At 42.1% G+C, this 19,051-nt stretch carries 18 protein-coding genes and 2 pseudogenes; all 20 read right to left on the bottom strand.

Going from position 1 to position 19,051, the window contains the following annotated elements:
• Positions 1–4 precede the first annotated feature (4 nt).
• Complete coding sequence (locus O3621_RS02805; RefSeq protein WP_002898768.1) at positions 5–484, bottom strand: V-type ATP synthase subunit K; 480 nt, start codon at positions 482–484, stop codon at positions 5–7.
• Between the two features lie 132 nt (positions 485–616).
• Positions 617–2,572, bottom strand: a complete 1,956-nt coding sequence (locus O3621_RS02800) for a V-type ATP synthase subunit I (protein WP_002917873.1) — start codon at positions 2,570–2,572, stop codon at positions 617–619.
• Positions 2,562–2,885, bottom strand: a complete 324-nt coding sequence (locus O3621_RS02795) for a hypothetical protein (protein WP_002898771.1) — start codon at positions 2,883–2,885, stop codon at positions 2,562–2,564. Before O3621_RS02795 ends, O3621_RS02800 begins: the two co-directional genes overlap by 11 nt.
• 150 nt (positions 2,886–3,035) lie before the next feature.
• Positions 3,036–3,932 carry an ROK family protein gene (locus O3621_RS02790; RefSeq protein ID WP_002901996.1) on the bottom strand — a complete coding sequence of 299 codons (897 nt, stop codon included), beginning with the start codon at positions 3,930–3,932 and terminating at the stop codon, positions 3,036–3,038.
• Positions 3,929–4,771 carry a MurR/RpiR family transcriptional regulator gene (locus tag O3621_RS02785; RefSeq protein WP_002917874.1) on the bottom strand — a complete coding sequence of 281 codons (843 nt, stop codon included), beginning with the start codon at positions 4,769–4,771 and terminating at the stop codon, positions 3,929–3,931. Before O3621_RS02785 ends, O3621_RS02790 begins: the two co-directional genes overlap by 4 nt.
• A gap of 180 nt (positions 4,772–4,951) precedes the next feature.
• Positions 4,952–5,326 (bottom strand): annotated as a pseudogene (locus O3621_RS02780) (YhcH/YjgK/YiaL family protein); the annotation flags it as partial.
• Between the two features lie 128 nt (positions 5,327–5,454).
• Positions 5,455–6,564 (bottom strand): Gfo/Idh/MocA family protein, encoded by a 1,110-nt coding sequence (locus O3621_RS02775; RefSeq protein ID WP_002917876.1) that lies wholly within the window; start codon positions 6,562–6,564, stop codon positions 5,455–5,457.
• Positions 6,565–6,603: 39 nt separating this feature from the next.
• Positions 6,604–7,004 (bottom strand): annotated as a pseudogene (locus O3621_RS02770) (sialidase); the annotation flags it as partial.
• A gap of 12 nt (positions 7,005–7,016) precedes the next feature.
• Positions 7,017–7,475, bottom strand: a complete 459-nt coding sequence (locus tag O3621_RS02765) for a YhcH/YjgK/YiaL family protein (RefSeq protein ID WP_002917878.1) — start codon at positions 7,473–7,475, stop codon at positions 7,017–7,019.
• Positions 7,476–7,493: 18 nt separating this feature from the next.
• On the bottom strand, positions 7,494–9,035 hold the full coding sequence (locus O3621_RS02760; protein ID WP_002917879.1) for a sodium:solute symporter: 1,542 nt from the start codon (positions 9,033–9,035) through the stop codon (positions 7,494–7,496).
• Between the two features lie 27 nt (positions 9,036–9,062).
• Positions 9,063–9,980 (bottom strand): dihydrodipicolinate synthase family protein, encoded by a 918-nt coding sequence (locus O3621_RS02755; protein ID WP_002917881.1) that lies wholly within the window; start codon positions 9,978–9,980, stop codon positions 9,063–9,065.
• 14 nt (positions 9,981–9,994) lie between these two features.
• Positions 9,995–10,672 (bottom strand): N-acetylmannosamine-6-phosphate 2-epimerase, encoded by a 678-nt coding sequence (locus tag O3621_RS02750; RefSeq protein ID WP_002917883.1) that lies wholly within the window; start codon positions 10,670–10,672, stop codon positions 9,995–9,997.
• 347 nt (positions 10,673–11,019) lie between these two features.
• Positions 11,020–11,127, bottom strand: coding sequence for an acetylxylan esterase (locus tag O3621_RS02745; RefSeq protein ID WP_023916874.1), 108 nt, complete (start codon positions 11,125–11,127; stop codon positions 11,020–11,022).
• Between the two features lie 116 nt (positions 11,128–11,243).
• Positions 11,244–11,924, bottom strand: a complete 681-nt coding sequence (locus O3621_RS02740; protein ID WP_002901985.1) for a DUF6796 family protein — start codon at positions 11,922–11,924, stop codon at positions 11,244–11,246.
• A gap of 82 nt (positions 11,925–12,006) precedes the next feature.
• Positions 12,007–12,165: a shikimate dehydrogenase gene (locus tag O3621_RS02735; protein ID WP_371513760.1), complete on the bottom strand. Its 159-nt coding sequence runs from the start codon at positions 12,163–12,165 to the stop codon at positions 12,007–12,009.
• Positions 12,166–12,542: 377 nt separating this feature from the next.
• Positions 12,543–15,197: a bifunctional acetaldehyde-CoA/alcohol dehydrogenase gene (adhE, locus tag O3621_RS02730; protein WP_371513576.1), complete on the bottom strand. Its 2,655-nt coding sequence runs from the start codon at positions 15,195–15,197 to the stop codon at positions 12,543–12,545.
• Positions 15,198–15,500: 303 nt separating this feature from the next.
• Entirely contained in the window at positions 15,501–17,306 is a 1,806-nt protein-coding gene (locus O3621_RS02725) for an acyltransferase family protein (protein WP_371513759.1), read from the bottom strand.
• Positions 17,296–17,721: an MORN repeat-containing protein gene (locus tag O3621_RS02720; RefSeq protein WP_002907692.1), complete on the bottom strand. Its 426-nt coding sequence runs from the start codon at positions 17,719–17,721 to the stop codon at positions 17,296–17,298. The genes O3621_RS02725 and O3621_RS02720 overlap by 11 nt, the downstream gene beginning before the upstream one ends.
• Complete coding sequence (locus O3621_RS02715; protein ID WP_049552807.1) at positions 17,714–18,136, bottom strand: low molecular weight protein-tyrosine-phosphatase; 423 nt, start codon at positions 18,134–18,136, stop codon at positions 17,714–17,716. Before O3621_RS02715 ends, O3621_RS02720 begins: the two co-directional genes overlap by 8 nt.
• 459 nt (positions 18,137–18,595) lie before the next feature.
• Positions 18,596–19,039: a hypothetical protein gene (locus O3621_RS02710; RefSeq protein ID WP_049539667.1), complete on the bottom strand. Its 444-nt coding sequence runs from the start codon at positions 19,037–19,039 to the stop codon at positions 18,596–18,598.
• Positions 19,040–19,051: the final 12 nt, after the last annotated feature.

Genomic DNA, 19,051 nt, shown 5'->3' with positions numbered 1-19,051 from the left:
CTCCTTACTTCACATTCAGAACCATGATGAAGGATACAACGAAGGCCAAGATGGCGTAGGTTTCAACCATGGCCGCTAGGATAACCCCTTTCATGACCTCTTCCGGACGCTTGGCCAAAATCTGAATACCAGCTGTCGCCACTCGTCCTTGATGCTTGGCTGAAAAGTAACCAACGATCGCAACTGGCAAAGCGGCTAGGAAATAAGCCACGCCTGATTGCAGAGCCAATTCTGGCTTGATATTAAAGAAGACGGTAATCCCAATAACAAAGCCATAGAGACCTTGGGTACCCGGCAAAAGCTGTAAAATCAAAGCTTGAGCGAATTTTTCCGGCTGCTCTTTCAAGAGGGCTGCCGCTGCCTGACCGGTGCTTCCAACACCTAGAGCTGAGCCCATTCCGCTAAGAAAGACCGCCAAAGCTACTCCCAGACCTGCAAAAAAGGCGCCGCCGTAAGTTCCAAAATATGATGCTAAATGTTCCATGATTTACTCCTATGAAAATGCTGTAATCGTCGTAAAACCAACAGCTAGTTTAATGAATGTTGCTTGTTTTGATGTTGTAGAAACTGTATTTCTTAAGATGAGCTTCTCATCTCTTACCATAGTTTCTAATCTTTATTTCTTGCTTTGCTGAACGTATTTTTCACTAGGCTTGAGCGGAGTGAAAGGCTTGCCGCCGCCGTCGTAAAATTTCCCGAAGAATTCCACGAAAATCAAACGTGCTCCGTGCACATAGCCGGACAGAAAAGATAGAAACATATTGACCAAATGCAGGGCAATAAAGAGCAGAATACCAATGCTAAAGCGAGCGACAGGTGGAAAGAGGCTGACAATCAAGTTAAAAGCCGAGCCAATGCTGGCCCCCGAAAGCCCCAGAGCCATCAGCCGCGTAAAGCTGACAAGATCTCCTACATAACCACTGACATTGTAGAGATTAAAGAGACCTGACCCCAGCCCTGCCAAACTCTTAGCACTGACAATGGATACTGCCAGTATGCCCAGAGCATTGATGATGGCCAGCCACTGACCAATCGTTGCTGCAAAGGCCAAGAATGGGAAGAAATTTCCCAGGGCCAAGAGTAGCAGCCCCAGCAAAATCAGCACCCAAGCAAAGCCTGCATTATAAGCTTCTGCATAATCCTTGAGGCGGATATTTTTCAGACCGCTGAGGAAGAGGCCCGCCAGCACTGTAATGAAGCCAAAGACGACCGAAATAACCAGAATCATCATGGCGTCTGAGCTGGTACTAATCAGAGCAAAGGGCAGTTCAAAGCCAAAGAAAGAGCCATAAACCAGTCCCCAGATAATGACTGCCACGCCCAGCAGGCGGAAGAATCGCAGATTCTTAGCCAACCCCGACTTGACATGCAAGAAGTGCAGCGCCAGGCTGGTGCCCACAAAGAGCAAGAGACCGTAGCCGATATCTGCAACCATCATCCCAAAGAATACAAAATAAAATAGGGAAACGACGGGGGTAGGATCCTTATCACCATACTTAGGCAGGGAATACATCTCCGTCACTAGCTCGAAAGGCTCCACTAAGGCATTGTTTTTAAGCTTGGTCGGAACCTTATCTTCCTCGTCCTGTCGAATCTCTCTGACCTGGATGAGAATGCTCTGGCCAAACTGCTCTGCCAAGCAAGCCTCAAGAGCTTGAACTTGATTGCTTTCGATCCAGCCTTCCAAGGCTGCTAGATTTTGCGTACTGGCTAACTGATTTTTACTTTCTTGACGAGAGGAGAGATTACAGAGATAGTCCAGCTGAACCTTGAGCTGGTCCAACTCGTTCCTAGAAGCTGCCAGACTCTTAGTCATAGCATCCGCCACAGCCTCATTCTGTCGAATATCGGCCTTGAGCTGGGCTACCCGCTCAGCAGGTAGTTCCTCATGGTCATACTCAAAAGGCTTAAAGCCATACTCTTTCAAGATTTTGCGAACATCTTCCAGAGAGCCTGTCTTGTAAAAGACAAGAACCCCATGCTCCGTATCATCGGTAAAGACTTCCTGAAACTTCAGGTCGGGATGTGATCCCAGAGTCAGGCGCAGAGCATCGTCGTCTGTATTGGGAATCGTCCCAATCAACGCTCCCAGATGACTGAAAGTCGCAGCTGCTTGCGGTGTTAGCTCCAGTGGCTCCCACTTCTCCAGCGCAGCCACTTCCAAGCGGTCAGCTTCTATCTGACCCTTGGCCTCTTGCAAGACCTTGAGCTGTTTGCTGATTCCTTCTAACAGCGCCACCTCATCTCGGGCCTTCCCTGCCTGCTCTAAAGCAGCAAAGGACAACTCCAAAGGTTCTTCTTTTAAGGCTTCCAGCAGTTTCTTTTTGGACATAAAAGGCTCCAGCTCTGCAATCAGTCTCTCGAGCTTTTCCTGACGACTGAGCAAATCCTGCTGAGATAACTGCTGATCCGGCTGGCCGACTAAAGCCTGCTCAAAGGCTGCCTGCCAGTCCTCTTCCTGCCGCAAGTCATGAATCTGAACCGACTCTAAACCCTGTAGGTAAAAGAGAAGCTGATCCAGCAGTTCCTTGGGCAGAAGCAGAGACAACTGCCGCATTTGACTAATGGCCATAGGCTTCTACCACCTTCTCTACAATGGCTCGCGCCAAGTCTGCTTTTTTGTCTGTCAGCGCAGCCTCAACCTTATCCTCATTCTGCTGAGTTGTCTGCTCCAAGTCTTGCTGCAGGAGCACCAACTTTTGCTGGGAACTCGCTGTTAATTCCTCTGCCAGCTTCTGCGTTTCATCGTCATAAGTCAGACCTAGCTGCCTGAGATCTTCATCTACGCGCTGTCGTAGCTCCTGAGCCTGCGTCCTGTAGCCCATCAAAACTTCTTCTGCAGCAGTTTCAATTTCCTGCATTTTTTCAAGTGTTTCATTGGCCATCTATTCACCCCCTCGTTTTCAAAAACCTTCGAAAACGGATTTTAAAATCTGCATTCCTAACTGACTGTCCAACCATCTGGCAAGTTATCTTCAAGAATACAGCTTCGTACTTGCATAAATTATATCATATTCTTTCTGAAAACATCTTTTTCAAACAGATTTTTTCTCCTGATTCAGAAAATGTTGAACAGCGCCTAATCGTCCGGCTTCATTCCCTAGGGCTGCTGCCACCAACTCTCTAGGCAAAAAGCGCGGATCTACTACTTGCTGCTTCATCAGACTTTCAAGACGTGGCAGAATAAGCTCAGAACGAGCTAATATGCCGCCGCCGACAATCAACACCTCTGGATTTAGAATATAGGATAGCGTTAAGAGACCTTTAGCTAGGCGACCTAAGAAAATATCAAGTGTTTCCTGCGCCAGCTTATCTCCTTGGTCTACTGCCGCAAAAAAACTACGCCCAGTATGGCCTTGTTCACCTGTCTTTTGGCTGTATAATGCTAACAAGGCAGTTGTTGAGGCCTGGGATTGCCAGTCCTGTCCATCTTCCATGGGCAGATAGCCTACCTCACCAGCGGTATAGGTGGATCCATTGACAATTTTTCCATCATAGATAATGCCACCGCCAATGCCTGTACCGACAGTAATCATAACCGCAGAAGCATGACCTTTGGCAGCACCTAGCCAAGCCTCACCCAGAGCAGCACAATTAACATCATTTTCAATCGCAATCGGCAAACCAAATTCTTTTAAAACCCGACTACGGAAATCTGTCCCAATATAACCTGGAATGGTATAGCCTGCGTAACTGATTTTCCCAGCCTGGCTGTCAACTACACCAGCAGATGAAATCGCTACTCCATCTAGCTCAAACTTCTCCTTATAAAATGCTATTAGCTGGCAAACCTGCTCTAAAATCTGATTCGTTTTCTTTTCAAAATCGATCTCAGTAGTAACTTCTCGAAACTCATTTAGACTACGTCCATCAGACCGATAGAGATCTGCTTTAATCGTTGTCCCACCGATATCTATTCCTACAATATTCACGATTCATGCTCCTTCTCTTCTTGATTTTCTTCTAAAGCTGAAAGTGTATTTGTAAAGATTTGGCTGCGATAATCTCGGTCTAAATCTATATAATAGGCATAGAAAATGTCCATCACAACTAAAACCGGAAACTGAGGAGAGATATTATTGCCCTGTGCCAAGTGCTTCTTGACAGCTACTAGGACCAGTTCATCACACTGCTGCCTCAAGTCGTCGCTGTTATTGGAAGTTACCAGCACAGTCTTGGCTCCGACTTTTTTGGCATTCTGAATAGCCTGCGTGATAATTTTAGTCTCGCCAGATATGGAAATGCCAATAACCAGACAGTCCGGATCCAGCATGACTCTATTCACCCGAATCATATGGTCGTCCGTAATGGCCTTACAAACCATTCCCAACCGCATGAAGCGAAACTCCATTTCCCGAGCCACTAAGCCTGAACTCCCCTGCCCGTAGATATAGACTCGACCAGCATTGTTGAGCATATCCCCCACGCGCAGGAACTGTTCTTCGTCAATCAAGGAAAAAGTCTTATTGAGCAATTCGCCATAATCAGACAAGACATTTCTCGTCAAATCCCTACTGACATTTTTACTTTCTGAGCTGGATTCCTGAAATTCAAAGATAAACTGCCGGTAGCCTGAAAAGCCACATTTCTTGGCAAAGCGAGTCAGAGAAGGCACAGAGACATAGAGCTTCTGAGACACAGCCTGAGCCGATAGATTAGCTGTCAGCGCCTCATCAGACAGAAAATAATCTGCAATCTTCTTTTCCAGGTGTGTCAGACTGCCGTATACAGACTCAATCACTGGCAAAATGTTTTTTTCCAAAGAAACCATCAGACACTTTCCTCCTGCAACTATTTTCTTTATTCTACCACTTTCTCAAAAGTAATTCCAACACTTGCTAGCTCAGTCTCCCTTAGAGACTTGCAGCAAAAAACAAAGCTCAAAACTGACTAAAAAAGCTGGGGCAGCATGTTGAGAACAATCTGTCTTTCTCATCCCGCCCGCAGCCTGTTATACAATTTTTACTTTAAAGACAACCTTACGGATGGGGCCGGCTTCTTCAGCGATCAGTCCAGTCTTATGGGCGTCATTAGGATCCAGCAAGAGCAGGCTGCCAGGAGTGAATATCAGGTCAAACAAGGCTTGCCCAGACATCTGCTGCCAGTCTCCCTCCGCATCATAATCCCCTTCTTCCATATTGGACAAAAAATTATATGAGATGCGTTCTTTTCCTTCAAATAGAACATAAACGTCATAGTAGGCTCGGTGGCTTTCCCACACGCGGTGTTCTTCATCTGTTGTTTCCATTTCAATCACATTGTAAAAGAAATCATTAGAGACTGTATGCGTCCCCTTTTCCTCTTGACTGACATCATGTGTTTTTAAATCCTAAATTGTCAAATTAAGTTAGACTTTTGTCCCAGCCTCATCTCTATTTCTTTATTCAATGGGTTGTATCACAGAACTTTAGAAAGTATATAATTACAAGAATTTACTATTCTGTTTTACAAAAGTTAAGCATTTGTGATTTCTGAAAGCCTTACTTTTCGATCTTCTTTAACTGATAAAGTACATGCATCAGCGGTAGCGATTGATTCTAAAGCAGCTACACCATTGAGAAGTTTTTCATATTCTTCTGTAATTTCTCCACCTTTAATGATGTCATGTAGATATTCCATTTCTTTATCAATACATGTTTGCAACCATAATGGGCAACGTACTCCTGGTTTACCGTACGCAATTGCTCCATCCATACCACGACCGGTATAGATAGCTGTACGGTCATCATCTTCCTCTTGAGTTTCATGAACTAAGAAGTGTGATTCTCCTTCACCTTTAACACGAAGAGTACCGCCAGTATTGAACAAGTCAAGTTTGATAGCTCCTTCAGTTCCTTGAATCAAGACGTAGTGTTCACCCCAACGGAAAGCATTACCATATTCCAAAACAGCATAACGATCATCAGAGTATTCTAAGTTTACAATGAGCATATCATCTTCATCACCAAAGTTTTCACCTTTATGATATACATTGCCTCCTACCATTGTCGCTTTTTCAGGAAGTCCTCCCATGATAAACTGAATGCAATCTAATTCATGAATATGGTGGTACAAATGTCCTCCAGATTGAGAACGAAGTTTCTTCCATGATACAGTTGGTTGTTGTTCTTCCCAACCTGTACGAGCGGCATGGCAATAAAGAACTTTACCGATTTTTCCTTGAGTAATCAATTCTTTAGCATGGTGTACACCATTAAAGAAGTTCATGATGTGACCAGCCATAAAGATAACATTATTTTCTTTACATGCGTCAACCATGGCTTTACAATCTTCATAAGACAATGCAATTGGCTTTTCACAAAATACGTGTTTGCCATGTTGAGCAGCTTTCACAACCGGTTCACGGTGAAGGTAGCTAGGTGAAGCTACGATCACACAATCAATATCTTCACGTGCTACAAGTTCATCTAAACTTGCACAAACATCTGATCCCAACTCTTGAGCAACTTCTTCTCCGTGATTTGGGTCAAATACCGCAACCACTTTTGCATCTTCAATTTTGTTCATTGAGCGAGCCAAATCAGCGCCAAAATATCCAGCTCCAACAATACCGTAATTTACCATAATTTTTATCCTCTTTCTATATATTTTTAAATTTCAGCTTTAATTCTTTTTCAAATCTTCAATTTTAAATGTTATATATGGTACAACATTTTTCATATGAAGTTCATTACGAGACCATGAATCAAATTTTTCAAACATCAATCCAATTTCATGATTCGGTAACTCTGTCAATGTTGAATATGAGTATCCATAGTTACTATAATCAACATCGTGATGATAACGCCAATCAATTGTATTATCATCATTAATTAGACCAATCCAAATTTGTCCTTGTTTACGAACATTTGTGGAGTTTGGAGTACTTAAAATGACAGCCTTTTCCCATCAATCAATTGACTATAATTGATGATTGATAATTGTGTTTCATAACTTGGATTTGAATCAAATTTCAAATATTCCGGTACACTCCAGGTAGTACCTGCGTCTGTACTTGTTAAATATTTTTTTCATTTTTATTTTTCCTCGTTTAAAACTTTGATAACAAGTTTTTTAACAGGTTCATCATTACAATGAATTTTTGGTTGGTGAAGATCTTCTTCAAAAGTCACCAACATATTCCCTGGAAGCAATTCAACAATTTGATAGTCTTTGCTATCGTAAAAAGCAATATCCTTTTCTTCGCTAAAAGGTACACGTGACTGGGCACGAACTGGGGAAGTTACTGCCATTTTTTCAGTATTTTCAATAACAATATGAATATCTAAATATTTCTTATGAGTTTCAAAAATAGCTCCTGGAACTCCATCAGCTAGATAGATCATACAATTTGCAAAAACATTTTCTCCGTCAATATCAATTTTTCCATCAACTAAATCTGTCAAATTTGTATTTTCTAAAAAATCACAGACTTTTGAAAAATGTTTATTTACAGAAGCATATCGTCTAAAATCAGATTGTTCGGAAATAATCATATTATTTTCTCTTTTCTATTAGTGACGAACTTCCCAACTTGAATCCGCTTTAATTTCTGGAATATCATGAATCGTTGTATATTTAGGTGCAGATACTTTATTTTCAGTAAGAACAGATACAATATAACCTGAAACTACTGATACAGAAATTGAAATCAATGAATATGCCCAGTAGCTAACAGCTGTTGGAGGAAGGAAGTATTTAATAAATACCATAACGATGGTTGATACAATCAGCGCTGCATAAGCACCTTGTTTATTTGCTTTTTTAGAAACAAAACCAAGAATGAATACACCACCAAGTAGACCAAGTACAAGTCCCATGAAACTATTGAACCATTCGTATGCAGATTTAATATCTGAATGAGCCATGATAATGGAAACAACAATTGAGAATAAACCTACTGCTAGAGATACGAATTGTGCAATTTTCGTACGACGATCGTCTGACATATTTTTAGAAATGACATCTTGAACATCCAATGTCCATGAAGTTGCAACAGAGTTCAAACCTGTTGAAATAGTTGATTGAGCTGCTGCATAAATCGCTGCCAAGATCAAACCTGTGACACCTACTGGTAACTGGTATGCAATAAAGTACATAAAGATTTGGTCTTGAGGGATATTGCTAGCTGCACTACCTGCATTTTGTACTTGATAGAATACGTACAAGCCTGTACCGATCAAGTAAAAGACTGTTGCAGTTGCAAGTGACAAGACACCATTTGTGAACAACATTTTATTAAGTTTCTTAATATTTTGTGTTGTAGTAAAACGTTGAACCAAATCTTGAGATGAAGCATAGGAAGACAAGATTGTAAAGCCTGAACCCATCACAATTAAGAAGATGGAGTTTGAAAGCAAGTTAGGATCGAAAAGTTTTTCATTTGCAGCAAGGAATTTCCCGTTTGCTAATGTTTCTGCTACTGCACCAAATCCACCTTTAATATTAGCCATCAGTACAAATAAAGCTACAACGACACCACTAATCAGAACCACACCTTGAATAAAGTCTGTCCATAATACGGATTTTAGACCACCAGTATAAGAATAAACAATTGCAATTGCACCCATCAAAATAATCAAAATATTGATGTCAATTCCTGTCAATACTGATAAACCAGCTGATGGGAGGTACATAATGATAGACATACGCCCCAATTGATAAATAATAAACAAGAGTGCTGAAATAATACGAAGTGCTTTAGAATTAAAACGTTTATCCAAGTAATCATATGCCGTATCGATGTCTATCCGTGCAAAGATAGGTAAGATAAAACGAATTGTCAGTGGAACAGCTACAACCATCCCTAATTGAGCAAACCATAAAATCCAGCTACCTGCATAAGAGTTACCAGCGAGTCCCAAGAAGGAAATCGGACTGAGCATTGTGGCAAAAATGGATACCGAAGTAACATACCAAGGAACCGAACCATCTCCTTTAAAGAACTCTTTTCCTTTCATCTCTTTTTTAGAGAAATAGATACCTGCAACCAACACCGCAAGTAAATAAACAATCAAGATAATTAAGTCAATTATTGTAAATCCTGTTGTGCCCATAGCATATCTCCATATTGATTTTATTTATTATAAAAATTCTTTTCGTGCTTGTTGAATAAGTTCTGCTGCTTCTTTTGCAATTACCAGATCTTCTTCATGCAAAGGTTCTAGTGGTTCTCTTACAGAACCAAGATCTAATTTTTCATTTAGACGTAGAATTTCTTTGATCACTGCATAAAGATTTGCTCGACCACTGACCATTTTATAAATGACATCATTGATTGCATATTGCAATTCTTTAGCTGTTTCAAAATCGGATTGTTTGATTAATTCATTCAATTTCAAGAACAAATCAGGCATCACCCCATAAGTCCCACCAATTCCAGCTTTTGCGCCAATAACACGACCACTGATGAACTGTTCATCTGGTCCATTAAAGACAATATGGTCATCTCCTCCATCAGCTACAAAGATTTGAATGTCTTGAGTCGGCATAGAAGAGTTTTTAACCCCAATAACTCGTGGATTTTTACGCATTTCTGCATAGAGGGCTGGTGTCAGGGTCGTTCCAGACAGCTGCGGAATATTGTAGATGACAAAGTCAGTATTCGGAGCCGCTGCACTCATATCGTTCCAGTACTTAGCGATAGAATAGTCCGGCAAACGGAAGTAAATAGGAGGAATAGCAGCGATGGCATCAACACCCAAACTTTCAGCATGCTTAGCCAGTTCCACACTGTCCTTAGTGTTATTGCAAGCCACATGAGCGATAACTGTCAGCTTGCCCTTAGCCACTTCCATGACATTTTCCAAAATTAATTTCCGGTCTGCTACACTGAGGTAAATACACTCACCAGAAGAACCATTAACATAGACACCCTTAACTCCCTTATCAATAAAGTACTGAGTCAAAGAACGAACACGTTCTGGGCTTACTTCTCCTGCTTCATCATAACAAGCATAAAAAGCTGGAATGACACCTTCATATTTTTCTAATTTTGACATATTCTTCCTCTTTTCTATTCTTTCGTTGCGTCTGCAAACTTCCTTGTAATCAGCTGCGGCCGTGTAATGGCAGATCCAACTACCACACTAAAGGCTCCCAGCTCTAGAACCCTTTTCACCTTTTCAGGGCTATCAATATTCCCCTCAGCAATCAGAGGGTGCTGAATCTCAGCTAAAGCTTTTCGGATGATTTCAAAGTCATTGGCTTCAATCTTATCTCCCTGGCTCTGATTAGTATAGCCCACCAAGGTTGTTCCAATAAAATCAAATCCCATTCGATCAGCTTCCAGCATCTCGTCAAGAGTTGAACAATCAGCCATCAAAAGCTGCTGAGGATATTTTGCTTTCACTTTCTGGAAAAATGCTTTTAAACTCTCTCCTTGAGGTCTGCTGGAATTTGTCGCATCTAAAGCGATAATCTCCGGATGGGCTTCCATCAGCTCATCCACTTCCGCTATAGTTGGTGTAATAAAAGCTTGGGCATCTGGATAATCTCTCTTGATAATCCCAATAACTGGCAAATCCACCGCTTCTTTAATAGCCTTGATGTCTATAACCGAGTTAGCCCGAATTCCGCTAGCACCTCCTTCTTTGGCCGCCACTGCCATACGAGCCATGATAAAGTCGCTATGTAATGGTTCGTTTGGTAGAGCCTGACACGACACAATTAACTTATGTCTCAACTCTTCCATTTGATTCCTATCCTCCTTACTTATTTATTGTAAGCCTTTACATTTATTATCTTAACATTTATTGCAATTAGTTTCAATATGATTTTACTTTTAGAAAGTACTTTCCTTTTAGGTATTACTTTTTATCTCAGTTTGAAACTTATACAGACGAATATAGCTAAAGTATTTATTTTTTTCGTGGCTGTTCCAACATTTTTCTACAACTAAAAAGAACTAGGCAAATGCCTAGTCCCAGGGGGAAGCAGTTTTGTAGACTTCAGTCTTAAAGGAATAAAAGTTAACAAACACTATGCTCAACCAGCTTATTTGAAAGCCCATATTTGAAATTTAAATCAGCAGAGTGCCAATTAGCAAGCCTCCGCCACTTGTTTATTCCAAAAGGTATCAAAATCGTCGGGCATTTCATCTCTTCCGCGATAATGTAAACATTCTTTAAGTAAAGTAGGGTTTTTCATGTCTTATCCTCCCAACGATTCTTGAAACCTCTTTCATCATACCACAGAAATAGAAATTTTTCAATAGGTTAACATATAGATTTTCTGTTTTTTCTGAAATTTAACCGATTCACTGCCTAAGAACCTATATGAAGCAGGAGCAGTAAATAGAACAAACTAAATCCTATATTTAGGCCAGCTCCGTTAAGGTAGGGACGTCCGATTCTCAGCTTTTCTACTAGTAAGATAGTTAACAGACTGAGCGGTAAAGGGGTCAGCAGCCCCAGATAAGCAGGCAATATTGTCTGACCGGCAACTATTAGCAGTGAGTAAATGAGCCAACCTAGACCTGTCAGAGCGATAGCTGTCCGCCAGGTTATATCTAGAAAGAGCACTGCTTCATTGATAAGCTCGCTGTCTTCGTCTGAGCAGACCTGTCCGTTGCTTCGTTTATAAGCCTTTTTGCTGATGATCCCAACGTAGTAAAAAGCCACATGTGCCACTGGCGATAGGGCAAATCCAATTCCTAACAAGGCTATTGACAGGTAGGCCCACAAGCCCTTATTTGTCAAACCAAAGAGAGCATAAAGCGAGACTAACATAAGAGGAATTGAGAAGTTAGCCACCAGAGCACCCAGACGCAGCCGATTGACAGAACCAGACAGCATCAGCATAGCCAGATTCTTATTGCCAATCCGACTCTGCTCCGTAAAGTAGGCATAACTTTCCTTATCTACCTCAAAGCCAACCAGCAGAATATCCCCCAATAACCAGCAAAGACCACTCAACAGCCCAGCCCATAAAGATAAAAAAATCACATTGCTCTCCTTTTTTCCATTGTCTCCTTATCTTAGCACAAAAGCTCACTCAATCACAAGTAGTCAGATGGTTTACATCTTTTTATCCCAGCAAGTTCCTTTCGTTAAGAGACCTAGCGCTCACCTCGCTCCGCTCCTCAGCATCCATGTCTCTAAGCTCAGCTTCGACCAGAGGTCTTGCCTCGCTAATTGTTACTTCAAGGTATATAGCTTTCTTCCTAACGAACAAAACTGCATCCACTGCTCTATAACTCAACTTTGTCCTACGGACACGCTTCGTTAAGACACATAGCGCTCACGTCGCTCCGCTCCTCAGCATCAATGTCTCTAAGCTCGGCTTCGACCAGAGGTCTTGCCTCGCTAAATGTTACTCCAAGGTATATAGCTTTCTTCCTAACGAACAAAACTGCATCCACTGCTCTATAACTCAACTTTGTCCTACGGACACGTTTCGTTAAGAAACCTAGCGCTCACGTTAATCCGCTCATCAGCATCAATGTCTCTAAGCTCAGCTTCGACCGACGGTCTTGCCTCGCTAAGACACATAGAAATATCCCCCACCAAAGGGCAGGGGATGACCGACAAACTGTCTTATTTTTAATTGAGGAAGCTGCTCGCTTATTTGCGGCGTCCTGGGCGTTCCTTGTAGCCATAGTATGCGTCTTCGATGATTTCCTGCATGTGGTCAACCATTGGAAGGCGTGGGTTGGCTGGAGAACATTGGTCTTCATAGGCAAGGAAGGCCAATTCACGTGAATGTTCTTTCCATTCTTTTTCGTCAATACCTTGAGCCTTGAAGTTCATTTGGATACCGACACGTTCTCCCAGTTCATAAACAGCTTTTGCGTAAGATTCAACACCTTCTTCTGGAGTAGAAGCTGGCAAGCCAAGCATACGAGCGATGTCTTGGTATTTCTCATCCGCACGGTAGTAATTGTACTTAGGCCATGTCGCTGTCTTAGCTGGACGTGTACCGTTGTAGCGGATTACGTATGGCAGCAAGATCGCATTTGTACGACCATGGATCGTATGGAACTGAGCACCAATCTTATGGGCCATAGAGTGGGAAATTCCCAGGAAGGCATTGGCAAAGGCCATACCAGCAATAGTAGAGGCATTATGCATCTTTTCGCGAGAGTGGAAATCAGCATTCTTAACAGAGCTTTCCAGATTTTCAAAGACGAGTTTGATAGCTTGGAGAGCCAAACCATCTGTAAAGTCGCTGGCCATCTGAGATACATAAGCTTCTGTTGCGTGAGTCAGCACGTCCATACCAGTGTCCGCTGCGACAAATCCTGGAACAGTCAGTACCAGAGCTGGGTCTACAATGGCTACAGTTGGAGTCAGAGAGTAGTCAGCGATTGGGTACTTGCGGTTGTTAGCCTTATCAGAGATAACGGCAAACGGTGTTACTTCTGAACCCGTACCAGATGTGGTTGGGATTGCGATAAACTTAGTCTTCTTACCAAGCAACGGGAATTTGAAGGCACGTTTACGGATATCCATGAATTTTTGCACAAGGTCACGGAAGTCCACTTCTGGTTGCTCATAGAAGAGCCACATTACTTTAGCTGCGTCCATTGGCGAACCACCACCAAGCGCGATGATTGTATCAGGTTTGAAGGTACGCATAATCTCTGTACCACGTTCAACTGTTGTGATATCTGGATCTGGCTCTACGTCTGCAAAGATTTGGTAAACAACCTTATTCCGACGAAGATCAAGTTGTTCGATGATACGATCTAGGAAACCAAGCTCTACCATAGCATGGTCTGTTACGATCATGACACGTTCCACATCGCGACATTTTTGCAGATATTGGATAGAGTCACGCTCGAAGTAAGTTTTTGAAGGGAGTTTCATCCATTGCATATTATTTCTACGTCTTCCTACTTTTTTGATGTTCAAGAGATTCACAGCACTAACGTTATCACCAACTGAGTTGCGACCATAAGATCCACAGCCCAGAGTCAGTGATGGCAGGAAGGCATTATAAACATCCCCGATACCGCCGAAAGTAGAAGGTGAGTTGCAAATAACACGGATAGCACGGACAGCCTTACCAAATTCCTTGGTCAACTCTTCGTCCGCTGTATGGATAGCAGCTGAATGACCAAGACCATGGAATTCTACCATTTGACGGGCTTTTTCAACACCGTCTTCACGGGATTCAGACTTGAGCACAGCAATGACAGGTGACAATTTTTCACGTGTCAATGGCTCTTTTTCACCAACTTCTTTACACTCTGCAGCCAAGATATTCGTATCTTCTGGCACGCTGAAACCTGCTTGCTCTGCAATCCAAGTAGCTGGCTTACCAACGATATCCGGATTGAGCTTAGCACCAGCACAGTTCTTGCTATTTGCCTTAGCACCGAAGCAGAATTCTTCCAACAGAGCTTTTTCTTTCTTATTTACAAAGTAAGTATGATAAGATTTGAACTCTGCTACAAATTCATCATAAACTTCCTTGTCAATGATAACCGCTTGCTCAGAGGCACAGACCATACCATTGTCAAAGGACTTAGACATAACGATATCATGCGCTGCTTGACGGATATTCGCGGATTTTTCCACATAAGCTGGTACGTTTCCGGCACCAACCCCAAGAGCTGGCTTACCACATGAGTAAGCTGCCTTCACCATTGCGTTACCACCTGTCGCAAGGATTGTTGCAATCCCTTCATGGTTCATAAGGGCAGAAGTTGCTTCCATCGATGGCGCTGTAATCCACTGCACACAGTTTTCAGGCGCACCTGCTGCAATCGCTGCATCACGCACGATTTGCGCTGCATGAGCAGATGATTCTTGAGCAGATGGGTGGAAAGCAAAGATGATCGGATTACGAGTCTTCAAGGAAATCAAAGATTTGAAAATTGCTGTTGAAGTCGGGTTGGTAGTCGGTGTGATACCGCAGACAACACCCACTGGCTCCGCAATCAGGGTCAAACCAGTTACATCATCTTCCTCAATAACGCCAACAGTCTTTGTATGGCGCATGTTATTCACAACGTGTTCACAGGCGAAAAGGTTTTTAGTTGCCTTATCCTCAAAAACTCCGCGACCTGTTTCTTCATAAGCGTGCAGAGCCAACTCACCGTGAGCATCCAAAGCTGCTACAGAGGCCTTGGCTACAATGTAGTCCACCTGTTCCTGATTCAGCTTTCTCATTTCCTCTAGTGCAACCAGACCTTTTTGCACCAATTCATCGACATGCTTTTGCGCTGCCAAAGCCTTGTCTTCTTGTTCTACCGTTTTCTTCTTTTCAGCCATTCTATTCCTCCAATGGTTTTGCCTTAGGTTAGACGAAGAACACTAACCTTTGTTAAATATTTCACAATTTAATTATAACCTATTTAATGTTTTTTGTAAACACTTTCACTTAACATTCACAAACTTTTTCCTGTTATTTTGTGAATGCCATACAATAAGCGCTGATTTGCCAGATTATTTTTGTCTATTTTGTGAAAAACTTTTTTAATTTTTATAGATTTCACATACTTTTGTTTTCACATAATATATGAAAGCGCTTTCTTTGTTTAGATATAAAAAGCTCGGATGAACCGAGCTGATTATTTATGGTTTCACATTGCCAGAATTTGCTTCATCTATGGCTTGCTTAATGGTATTGGCATAGAGAGTTCCTCCCTCAATGATGGACTCTGAGTTCGAGCCAAAGTGGACATAGTCTGTCCCTTCCCAAATCTGCGGATTTTCGATAGCAGTTTGATGCCAGTCAGCCACAAATACATAGTCGTACTTCTTGGCTAATTCCAGCTCATACTCCCGCTGCTGGGCTAAAATACCGCCCTCTGAGCGACCGTCATAAGGGGTCACGAGAATCAGCTGATGCCCCTTAGGCAGGCTGGAAACATACTCATCCAAAAGTTCATTCGAGTAACCGGACGAATTGGTTCCAAGAGCCAGGACAACCTGCTTCTTCAGCACTCTATTAGCAATATCTGTCTTATAGACCTCCAAGCCTGTGCTCAGACTGCGACTAACGACAGTGTCTAGCTCGATTCCTGGCAAGATCTGCTGCAATTGATCGCTAGAGCGCAGGGCAACCGAGTCGCCAATCATAGTAATCCCGTCCGCCACATTGTACTCAGTCGCCTTGGACTGATCAACCTGACTGCGAGTTGTCTGCATCTTAGTGTCTGCTTGATTCAGAGCGTTGACAATCAAACTTTCCTCAAAAGCTCCTACCTTTGGTGCTGTCACCGAGATAAAGAACATGATTAAAGTCAGTGGAATCATACTGTAAAAAATTGGTCTGGTAAGAGACGATAGGTCCATCTTGGTTCCCATGATAACTGGCTGGCGACCAGCAAGAGTTGGCTCCAAGATGTAGAAAGACAAAGCTGCAAAAGTAAGAGACAGCAGCGTCGTCAAGAGAACAGCCAAGCCGTTACTCATCAGCTGGGTGAAGATAATATAGAATGGCCAGTGGAAGAGATAAACTCCATAGCTGGTATCTGCGATAAAGTTGATAACACTAGGCTCCTTCACATCAGGGAGCTTGTCATGCAACATCCTAGCTGCCAAAATCATCAGACAGGCCAAGGTAGTCGAAATCAAGAATCCTACCAGGTAGGTCCAAAGGTTGTCAAACTTAAGCAGGAAGCTGAGCAAAAGCAAAATAGCTGCGCTGCTCCCCATAATTCCTAGCACTTGCTTGAGAGCCAGCTTTTGCTCCAGCATCTTAAAGCGACTGCTGACATGGCCGACACCAGACAAAGTAGCCAAGATGCTTCCTGCAAAGAAAGGAAAGACGTGGGTCAAACTTGAAAAATAAATGTCAGAGTAATTCTTAGTGGTCAAAGCGCCAGCAAACATTGATACAAAGCTGACCAAAAAGAGACCTACAGAAACCAGCGCAATCATACCGCGATAGCGGGCCGTTGACTTAGCAACCTTGCCCAAGCCCCAAGCAGCCAAGCCCCAAAGAACATAATAGTGAACTTCTAAAGCCAGACTCCAAGTATGAATCAGGATGTGTGGCACAAACTGACTCTCATAATTGCCGCCAGATAGCATTTCATAAAAGTTGGTCACAAAGCCCAAAGCAGCCGCAATCTGCGTCCCAATCCCAGCCACAAAATCCTTACGTATCAAGAGAGTAAAGGGCATAACGACCAAAATCATAAAGACCAGAGGTGGTACAATCCGATAAAAACGCCGTTTGAAAAAGCCTTGGATATCGATTTCTTTCTTCTTGGCAAACTCGTCAATAAGCAGAGCGGTAATCAAGAAGCCAGAAAAGGTAAAGAAGATATCCACACCAATAAAACCGCCAGGGAAAACGCCCTGGAAGTAATGATAAAGCAGAACTAGAAGCAGCCCCGTGATTCTGACGAGCGAAAACCATTTAATGCGCATTTTGATAAATTCCTTGTTTAAACGTTCCTTCATAAACGACATTGCCTTCTGTCGTTAGCTTCCCTTGTCCATCAGCCTGACCCTTGCTGAAGTCCCCTTCATATTTCCAGCCAGCCTGCGAGGTAAAGGTTCCTTTTCCGTCAAAGATGCCATTGCGAAATTGACCGCTATAACTGTCCCCATTTTGAAAAGTCATCGTCCCCTGACCGTTCATCTTCCCGCGAACCAAGGTTCCGTCATACTTGATTTTCCCCTGATCCAGCGTTAAAACGCCCTTACCAGGAATCCCCGAAGTAAAGACCAGAATAGCTGACAGTACAATGACCGTGACAGCCAAGAGTTCTAAATTCTGCCGGGTCAGATAGACCTTGTATTTATCGTAAAATTCTTTTACTTTATCCATATTCCTATCCATCCAAACGCTCTAGCCACTTCTTGCAGCCAGCCAAGACCAAATCATAGGTTTGGTCAAAATCTCCTGTGTACCAAGGATCTGGTACACTTTCTTCTTCAAACTGATAAATTTTATGCTGAAAATCCTCAGGCGCCAGCCGCTTCAAATCTCGGACATTGCTTTCATCCATACCAATGACGTAGTCAAAATCCGCAAAATCCGCTGTCGAAATCTGCTGAGAAGTCTTGTTCCTATCATAAGAAATGGCATATTTCTTAAAAATAGCCTGTGTTCCCCGATGAATGGGATTGCCTTGCTCCCAGCTTGAAGTTGCCCGGCTCTCGATTTTCAGTTGGTCTGTTAAACTCTTCATGACAAACTCTGCCATCGGACTGCGGCAGATATTGCCCAAACATACAAATACAATTTTCTTCATAGAATACCTCGCTATCTATTATAACAAAATAATGGCAAAAACTAGCCCTGAATCGTTTACAGTTTCCTGATTCTCGTTGAAAACGGGCAAGCCCTGCCCCTCTCATGTCTGAAAATAGCAAAAAACCACCGTTTGGTGGCTTTTTGTAGGGAGATTATTTTTTAAAAAGAAAAAAGTTTTAGGAGTTAAGTTAATTTCTTAACTTGGTTATAGTATAATATCCATTCCTTAAAACTTCCTTAAAATAACTTAAACATTTTACTCTTAATTTTTACTTATTTATTAGGATAGTGAAATGCCTGACCGTCTGAAGTTGTAATGGTGTTGGTTTCGTTATTATCCTTTGGATTAGACGTCACTAATTTCTGTTTATTCCGATCTAAAAAGTCTTTATTCATACTATAGACAGCATAATTCTGACCCAGACTATTCAATGTTAATCTGTATAATCAAACGACATTACACTTCTCCTCTCTCGCTATTAGAATAGATAACTAATATTTTGGATGAAGTTTTCCCCCTATGACTTTGAAGCATCTTCCATTGCTGATCAATTTCTTCATCTGTCTTTCCTTTCATTAGTCCATCATGATTTTCTTTACTATACAATTTATGATTTATTCCATAAATTATTTTTTCTCCATTATTAAATCGTATTTTTACATCACAAGACCAAGAACCTGGTTTATCATTATAGTAGGGTTCTGTTATCTCAATTTCCTCAAGACCTTCATAAGAATTCTTCAAAGCCTTTACTAGACTGACTTCATACTCTCTATTGTGGCGCTCTTCTTCGGAGTTTTTGTTCAAGGTAAACATATAAATCCCTCCTACAGTGATGATAGTCAACAATACAATAACAATGAGCCATTTGAATCTGCTCATATATCTAGATTTTGCCATAAGATTTTTAAA

Source organism: Streptococcus sp. 20925_1_22 (assembly GCF_041431685.1).
Lineage (GTDB): Bacteria > Bacillota > Bacilli > Lactobacillales > Streptococcaceae > Streptococcus.
This window is presented reverse-complemented; position numbering and strand designations above follow the sequence as displayed.

Bases quoted from the DNA above. Each gene is read 5' to 3' on its own strand.
- O3621_RS02805 (WP_002898768.1), bottom strand. From the start codon at position 484: ATGGAACATTTAGCATCATATTTTGGAACTTACGGCGGCGCCTTTTTT.
- O3621_RS02800 (WP_002917873.1), bottom strand. From the start codon at position 2,572: ATGGCCATTAGTCAAATGCGGCAGTTGTCTCTGCTTCTGCCCAAGGAA.
- O3621_RS02795 (WP_002898771.1), bottom strand. From the start codon at position 2,885: ATGGCCAATGAAACACTTGAAAAAATGCAGGAAATTGAAACTGCTGCA.
- O3621_RS02785 (WP_002917874.1), bottom strand. From the start codon at position 4,771: ATGGTTTCTTTGGAAAAAAACATTTTGCCAGTGATTGAGTCTGTATAC.
- O3621_RS02775 (WP_002917876.1), bottom strand. From the start codon at position 6,564: ATGGTAAATTACGGTATTGTTGGAGCTGGATATTTTGGCGCTGATTTG.
- O3621_RS02765 (WP_002917878.1), bottom strand. From the start codon at position 7,475: ATGATTATTTCCGAACAATCTGATTTTAGACGATATGCTTCTGTAAAT.
- O3621_RS02760 (WP_002917879.1), bottom strand. From the start codon at position 9,035: ATGGGCACAACAGGATTTACAATAATTGACTTAATTATCTTGATTGTT.
- O3621_RS02755 (WP_002917881.1), bottom strand. From the start codon at position 9,980: ATGTCAAAATTAGAAAAATATGAAGGTGTCATTCCAGCTTTTTATGCT.
- O3621_RS02750 (WP_002917883.1), bottom strand. From the start codon at position 10,672: ATGGAAGAGTTGAGACATAAGTTAATTGTGTCGTGTCAGGCTCTACCA.
- O3621_RS02745 (WP_023916874.1), bottom strand. From the start codon at position 11,127: ATGAAAAACCCTACTTTACTTAAAGAATGTTTACATTATCGCGGAAGA.
- adhE (WP_371513576.1), bottom strand. From the start codon at position 15,197: ATGGCTGAAAAGAAGAAAACGGTAGAACAAGAAGACAAGGCTTTGGCA.
- O3621_RS02725 (WP_371513759.1), bottom strand. From the start codon at position 17,306: ATGCGCATTAAATGGTTTTCGCTCGTCAGAATCACGGGGCTGCTTCTA.
- O3621_RS02720 (WP_002907692.1), bottom strand. From the start codon at position 17,721: ATGGATAGGAATATGGATAAAGTAAAAGAATTTTACGATAAATACAAG.
- O3621_RS02715 (WP_049552807.1), bottom strand. From the start codon at position 18,136: ATGAAGAAAATTGTATTTGTATGTTTGGGCAATATCTGCCGCAGTCCG.
- O3621_RS02710 (WP_049539667.1), bottom strand. From the start codon at position 19,039: ATGGCAAAATCTAGATATATGAGCAGATTCAAATGGCTCATTGTTATT.